Consider the following 7,185-nt stretch of genomic DNA (forward strand, 5'->3'; position numbering starts at 1 on the left):
CCCCCGCAGGCGGGCAGCGGTCCCCGATGGTCCTGGCCTGCGCCGACTCACCAGGAGATGTGTCGCGGCTCCGGGTACCCTAGGGTGAACGCCCTGACCCCTCCCGAGGGTGAAGGCCCTGACCCCTCCCGCCTCCAACGAGGACCCCATGCGACGCAACCCTCCCTTGACAGCGATCACCACGCTGGCGGTGATCGTGCTGAGCGTGTTGGCCCCCTTGACCGCGCCCCCAGCGGTCGCAGAGCCCACCACACCCACGATCTCCCTGCTCGGCGTCACTGACTTCCACGGCCACCTCGAGCGCACCACGAACTCCGAGGGCGCCGTGGTCGACCCCGGCGCGGTCACCCTCGCCTGCGAGGTGGCCGCCGCCCGCAGCGCCGACCCCGACACGCTGTTCGTCTCCTCGGGGGACAACGTCGGCGGCTCGGCCTACACCTCGGCCATCCTCGAGGACAGCCCCACCCTGGCCGCGCTCAACGCAATGGGCCTGGACGTGTCGGCCGTGGGCAACCACGAGCTCGACCGCGGCATGACCGACCTGACCGGGCGCATCATTCCCGCCTCCGACTTCCCCTTCCTGGCCGCCAACATCACCGGCGACCCGACCCTGAGCGCCGAGGGCGACGCGGACGGGGCGTTCATCAAGGAGGTCGACGGCGTCCGCGTCGGCTTCGTCGGCGTCGTCACCGACGAGCTGCCGACCCTCGTGTCGGCCAGCGCCCTGGAGGGCATGGAGGTCTCCGAGGCGGTGTCCACCGCCAACGCCCGCGCCAGTGCCCTCAAGGACGGGGACGACTCCAACGGGGAGGCCGACGTCGTCGTCGTCCTGTCCCACGAGGACGCCGCCGCCCAGGCCGGCCTGTACACCGGTGACGTCGACGCCGTCCTGGGCGGGCACACCCACGTGCCCTTCGCCCAGACCGGGACCTCCTCGGACGGCCAGCCCATCGCCATGGTCCAGGCCGACCACTACGGCCGGGCTCTGGGCCGGGTCCAGCTCAGCTACGACGCCGCCACCGGGGAGGTCGCGGTGGTCTCGGCCACCACCCAGGACCTGACGGCCTCGACCTGCACGACCGACGCCTACGGGGTCGAGGAGATCGTCACCCGGGCCACCGCCGAGGCGCAGGTCGCCGGCGAGCAGGTCGTGGCGAGCCTGGCCACCGACTTCCTGCGCGGCACCTACGCCGAGGACGGCGCCGTCCAGGGCACCGGCTCCAACCGGGGCACCGAGTCCACGGCCTCCAACGTCATCGCCGACTCCTTCGCCTGGTGGGTCCAGTCCAACACCGGCGCCCCGGCGGGCCGGTACATCGGCATCATGAACCCTGGGGGCGTGCGCGCCGACTATGCGGCCGGTGAGCTGACCCAGGGTGAGGCCTTCACGGTCCAGCCCTTCGGCAACGAGCTCGGCTACGCCACCTACACCGGTGCCCAGCTCCGGTCGATCCTGGCCCAGCAGTGGCAGCCCGGCTCATCACGTCCCGTGCTCACCCTGGGGCTGTCGGGCAATGTCGAGGTCTATGTCGACCAGGGGGCCGCCGATCTCCTCGAGGGCTACACCAAGGACACCCCGGCGGCCGAGGTCGAGGCCGCCAGGGCGAGGGTCATCGAGGCCGTCTACGTCGACGACGCCCTCCTGGCCGACGAGGACACCGTCGTCGTGGCCTCCAACTCCTTCCTGCTGTCCGGGGGCGACGGCTTCTCCGGCTTCACCGCCGCGGCGCCGGTCAACACCGGGATGATGGACCTGGGCGCCACCAGCGCCTACCTCGCCCAGGGCGGACCGGTCTCGGCCGACTACGCCAAGCGCCAGATCGGCCTGGGCGTCTCGGTCGACCAGGCCGCCGGCACCGCGACGGTCGGCCTGACCGGCCTGGTCTTCACCAACGCCGCCGAGCAGACCGCCGCGGGCGCCGCGGCCTCGGTGAGCGCCACGGTCACGATGGCCGACGGCACCGTGCGCGAACTGGCCTCCAGCAGTGTCGACACCGCCCTGGTCACCTCCCAGCTGCCCGAGACGGGCCGCGCCACCCTCACCTTCGCGCTGCCCGCCGACGTGGCCACCCAGCCCTGCACCGTGGAGGACCCGGTCGCCGGCGCCACGGAGGCGGCCTGCGCCCTCGTGTCGCTGACGGTTGTCAACCACGACGGCTCCACCGAGCTGCTCGACATTCAGGCGCAGATCGCCCAGGTGACGGGGCCGGCCCCCACCGCCGCGGCGGGTGCGACCGCGACGACCGCCATGCACCGCCCGACCGTCGTCGTGGCCGCACCCTCGCCCGAGCCGTTCGAGGAGTACAGTGCGGCGGCCCTCGTGCGGACGGGCGCCTCGATCGGCCCGGGCCTGCTGGCCGTGGCCCTGCTCGTGGGCGGCGTCATCCTCATGCTCCGGCGCCGCGGCGCCCCGGCCGAGCCGGCCGCGGGCTCCCAGGAGACCACGGTCTCGGGCGAGGCCGACGGCACCGTTTCCTCCACGGACTCCGAGGCCTGATCCCGGGGCGCCGGCCCCGCACCCCGACGGCGGGGGCGGCGTAGTCTGGACCCATGGCTGCGCGACGACGCATCGATCCCGGTGACGGCATGACCGCCTTGCGGCGGTGGGCCCGGGAACCGGGGGCCGACCGGGGCACGACCGCCACGGCCGTGCGCTTCACCCTCGAGGAGCTGGCCGCCTGCGCGCCCGGGGGAGCGGTCGAGGTGCGCGTCCCGCCCTTCGGCGTCACCCAGGCCGTTGCGGGCACGACCCACCGCCGGGGCACGCCCCCCTCGGTGGTCGAGACCGACCCCGCCACCTGGCTCGCGCTGGCCACGGGCCGCAGCGCCTGGCGCGACGCCGTGGACAACGGGACGCTGCGCGCCTCGGGGGAGCGCTGCGACCTGTCGCCCTACCTTCCCCTCGTGCCGCTCGGGGCAGAAGCAGTTCGCGATCCCGATCACTCCAACTCTTCACATGAATAGCCGTTCGGGCATACACTTGTGCCCGAACGGGCATTTCGTTCGTTCCTCACCGCCGGACGCCGGGCGTCGCCAGAGGGGACTGCATGAACGCAGAGCAGCGTCAGCAAGACATCGTTGACGCCGTCGCGCGCGAGGGCAGGGTCTCCGTGGTCGACCTCGCCGCCCGCTACGACGTCACCGTCGAGACCATCCGCCGTGACCTGGCCTCCCTGGACCGCGTGGGCGCCCTGCGCAAGGTTCATGGGGGTGCGGTCGCCGCCACCGTCCTGGCCCTGCCCGAGACAGCCGTCGCCGAGCGCGAGCTGTCCAACGCGGCGGCCAAGCAGGCCATCGCGGCCGCCGCGATGGGTGCCGTCGCACCGCGACCGGGCGCCTCGCTCCTGCTGGACGCGGGCACCTCGGTGTCCAGCTTCGCCCGTCTCCTGCCCGAGGGCCTGGGCCTGACCGTCTTCACCAACTCCGTCCTGACCGCCGCGCTCCTGGCCGGCCGTGAGGATCTCACCGTGCGCGTGCTGGGTGGCCACGTCCGTGGCATCACCCAGGCCGCCGTCGGCCCTGAAGCCCTGTCCGGCCTCGAACACCTGCGCGTGGACGTGGCGGTCATGGGGGCCAACGGGCTGACCGCCGAGCACGGACTGTCCACCCCCGACCCCGACGAGGCCGCCGTCAAGCGCGCCATGATCCGTGCGGCCAGGCGGGTCGTCGTCCTGGCCAACGCGACCAAGATCGGCCAGGAGCACCTCGTGTCCTTCGCCGACCTCGACGACGTCGACATTCTCGTCACCGACGTCCCCCTGCCCGCACCTCTGGCCAGCCTGCTCCCCGAATCCGGAATCGAGGTTCTCACCGCATGATCATCACCCTGACCCCCAACCCATCCCTCGACCGCACCGTCACCCTGGGCGGCGAGCTCGTCCGCGGTGGCGTCAACCGCCTCGAGACCGTCATGGTCGAGCCCGGAGGCAAGGGCGTCAACGTCGCCCGCGTCCTGGCGGCCTCCGGACAGGAGGCCACGGCGGTCGTGCCCGCCCCCGAGCACGACCCCGTCCTGACCGCCCTGGACGCCCTCGATGAGACGCTCCTGAGCGTGCGTCCGGTCGCCGTGGCCGGCGCCGTGCGCATCAACACCGCCGTCACCGAGCCCGACGGCACGACGACCAAGCTGAACGAGGCCGGCGCCGGCCTGAGCGAGCAGGAGGCCTCCTTCGTCGAGGCCGCGCTCCTGGGCGCCGTCGGACGGCCCGGCCAGGAGCCCGCCTCCTGGGCCGTCCTGTCCGGGTCCCTGCCCCCCGGGGCGCCCTCGGACTGGTACGCCCGCCTCGTGGCCCTTCTGCGCGCCGAGCACCCGGGGCTGAGCATCGCCGTCGACACCTCCGACGCTCCCCTGGCCGCCCTGGCGGCCGCCCTGCCCGACTCCGCCCCCGACCTCATCAAGCCCAACGGGGAGGAGCTCGGCCAGCTCGCCGGGCTGCCCGCCGAGCGCGCCATGGCCCTGGAGGACGGTGCCCGCGCCGGCGACCTGGGCCCGGTGGTCGAGGCCGCCACGATCCTCGTCCAGGCGGGGGTCACCGCCGTCATGGCGACCCTGGGTCCCGCCGGCGGAGTCCTGGTCACCGCCGAGGGGGCCTGGCACGCCTCGGCACCCGAGGTCCCGGTCATCTCGACCGTCGGCGCCGGCGACTCCTCCGTGGCCGGCTACGTCCTGGCCGACGTGCGCGGGGACGACGCCCCCCAGCGCCTGGCCACCGCCATGGCCTACGGCTCGGCGGCCGCCGGGATGCCCGGCACGACGCTGCCCACGCCCGCCGACCTGCCCGCGCAGGCCTCGGTCCTCACCCGACTCGCCTGAGCCGGATCCATCTGCCCGCACCGGCCCGGGTCCGCCCGTGCCCTGACCCCATGCCGCCGTCCCGTCCTGAGGGCGCCGGACCGACCGGAGACAGCAAGGAAACACCATGTCCGAACCCGCATCCGCGGCGCCCACGCCGCTCATCGTCCCCGAGCTCGTCAGGCTCGACGTCAGCCCTGGCGCACAGAAGAAGGAAGTCATCGAGTACCTGGCCGGCGTCGTGGCCTCCACCGGGAGGGCGAGCGGCGCCGAGGGGCTCGCCGGTGACGCCCTGGCCCGCGAGGCCACCGGCCCCACGGGAATCCCGGGCGGGATCGCCATCCCGCACTGCCGCTCCTCCCACGTCGTGACCCCGTCCCTGGGCTTCGCCCGGCTGTCCGAGGCTGTCGACTTCGAGGCCGCTGACGGTCAGAACGCCGACCTCGTGTTCATGATCGCCGCACCGGACGGGGAGGACAACTTCCACCTCCAGCTCCTGGCCAAGCTCGCCCGCGGACTGATGCGCTCGGAGTTCACCGACGCCCTGCGCGCGGCCCAGAGCCCCGAGGAGGTGGCGCGCATCATCACCGGCGAGGTCCAGCCCGAGCTGCTCGACGGCGGCGAGGCGTCCCCGGCCGAGGAGGCCGGCGCCCCGGCCGCCCTCCCGGCCGAGCCGGCCACCGGTGAGCGGGTCATCGTCGGAGTCTCCTCGTGCCCCACCGGCATCGCCCACACTTTCATGGCCGCCGAGGCCCTCGAGCAGGCGGGCAAGGACCGTGGCGTGACCATCAAGATCGAGGGTCAGGGCTCGGGCAAGATCGACTGGCTCGACCCCGCCCTGGTGGAGCGGGCCGACGCGGTCATCTTCGCCCACGACCTGCCGGTCAAGGGACGCGACCGCTTCGCCGGCAAGCCGGTCATCGACGTCGGCGTCAAGGCGGCGGTCAACGACGCCGGAAGCCTGGTCGACAAGGCGCTGGCCGCCATCGACGACCCCGCCGCCCAGCGCGTGCCCTCCGGCGGCGCGGAGGCCGAGGCCTCGGCCGAGGAGGAGGAGGTCCACTGGGCCCGGCGCCTCCAGCGCGCCGTCATGACCGGTGTGTCCTACATGATCCCCTTCGTCGCCGCGGGCGGTCTGCTCATCGCCCTGGGCTTCCTGTTCGGCGGGTACGACATCACCGACACGGCGTCGAACATCGTCACCGGCGCGACCCTGTGGGACCTGCCCGACCTGGCCAACGCCGACTTCGCGGCGCCGAACGCGCTGTTCGGCTCCTCCTTCTTCGCCTACCTCGGCGCGGTCTTCTTCGTCCTGGGGCAGGCGGCCATGGACTTCCTCGTCCCGGCGCTGGCCGGTTACATCGCCTTCGGCCTGGCCGGCCGCCCCGGCATCGCCCCCGGCTTCGCGATGGGCGTCGTGGCCACCGCGGTCGGTTCGGGCTTCATCGGCGGTCTCATCGGCGGTAGCCTCGCCGGCTACTTCGCGGCCTGGCTCGTCGGCCTCAACGTCCCTCGGTGGATGCGCGGCCTCATGCCCGTCGTCGTCATCCCGCTGGGGACCACGCTCGTGGTCGGCTCGGTCATGTACATGCTCCTGGGCAAGCCCCTGGCCAGCCTCATGACCGCCCTGACCAACGGCCTGACCTCGATGTCGGAGGGCGGCTCGGCCGTCTTCCTCGGCATCATCCTGGGCCTCATGGCCTGTTTCGACCTCGGCGGGCCGGTCAACAAGGCCGCCTACCTCTTCGCCACGGCCGGCCTGGCGGCCGAGACCCAGGCCGCCTACGAGGTGATGGCGGCCGACATGGCCGCCGGCATGGTTCCGCCGCTGGCCCTGGCCCTGGCCACGACGATCCGCCCCCAGCTGTTCACCGCCCCGGAGCGGGAGAACGGGCGCGCCGCCTGGCTGCTGGGCGCCTCCTTCATCTCCGAGGGAGCCATCCCCTTCGCTGCGGCCGACCCGCTGCGCATCATCCCGGCGACGATGCTCGGCGGTGCCGTCACCGGTGGGCTGTCAATGGCGCTGCACGTGGGCTCCCGGGCCCCGCACGGAGGCATCTTCGTCTTCTTCGCCATCGACAACTTCCTCGGCTTCGTCATCTCGATCATCGCCGGCATGGTGGTCACCGCCCTGACGGTCGTCTTCCTCAAGCAGATGAGCGCCAACAAGCGGGCGCGTGAGGTGGTGGCCGCCGCCTGACCCTGAGCCGTCCCCGTTGAGGAGTCCCGGGGGGGCGCCGCGGCGGCCCACCCGGCCTCCCGACTGCTTGGTGGGCGGCCCGGGCGACGGCGGCGGTCTGGGCCAGCGCGCCCCGGGCGATCCACTGGGGGCGGCGGGAGCCGCCGCGCCCCGCCCCCGCGGCTGTGCGGGGGACAGCCTCCCGGAAGGAACC

The 7,185-nt window shown here is 73.5% G+C and carries 5 protein-coding genes; all 5 read left to right on the plus strand.

What is annotated here, in order from left to right; translation table 11 throughout:
* Positions 1–148 precede the first annotated feature (148 nt).
* The 5 genes from Q4C85_RS10240 to Q4C85_RS10260 all read left to right on the plus strand — a co-directional run bounded on the left by Q4C85_RS10240 (position 149) and on the right by Q4C85_RS10260 (position 6,992).
* The gene (locus tag Q4C85_RS10240) at positions 149–2,497 is read left to right on the plus strand and encodes a bifunctional UDP-sugar hydrolase/5'-nucleotidase (RefSeq protein WP_303141825.1); all 2,349 of its coding nucleotides are present in this window, start codon (positions 149–151) and stop codon (positions 2,495–2,497) included.
* Positions 2,498–2,550: 53 nt separating this feature from the next.
* Positions 2,551–2,964 carry a sterol carrier family protein gene (locus Q4C85_RS10245; protein ID WP_303141826.1) on the plus strand — a complete coding sequence of 138 codons (414 nt, stop codon included), beginning with the start codon at positions 2,551–2,553 and terminating at the stop codon, positions 2,962–2,964.
* An 83-nt stretch (positions 2,965–3,047) separates the two neighbouring features.
* Entirely contained in the window at positions 3,048–3,818 is a 771-nt protein-coding gene (locus Q4C85_RS10250) for a DeoR/GlpR family DNA-binding transcription regulator (RefSeq protein ID WP_303141827.1), read from the plus strand.
* Positions 3,815–4,813: a 1-phosphofructokinase family hexose kinase gene (locus Q4C85_RS10255; protein WP_303141829.1), complete on the plus strand. Its 999-nt coding sequence runs from the start codon at positions 3,815–3,817 to the stop codon at positions 4,811–4,813. The genes Q4C85_RS10250 and Q4C85_RS10255 overlap by 4 nt, the downstream gene beginning before the upstream one ends.
* 106 nt (positions 4,814–4,919) lie before the next feature.
* Positions 4,920–6,992 (plus strand): fructose-specific PTS transporter subunit EIIC, encoded by a 2,073-nt coding sequence (locus tag Q4C85_RS10260; RefSeq protein ID WP_303141832.1) that lies wholly within the window; start codon positions 4,920–4,922, stop codon positions 6,990–6,992.
* Positions 6,993–7,185 lie beyond the last annotated feature (193 nt).

It is taken from the genome of Actinomyces sp. (assembly GCF_030524025.1).
GTDB lineage: Bacteria > Actinomycetota > Actinomycetes > Actinomycetales > Actinomycetaceae > Actinomyces.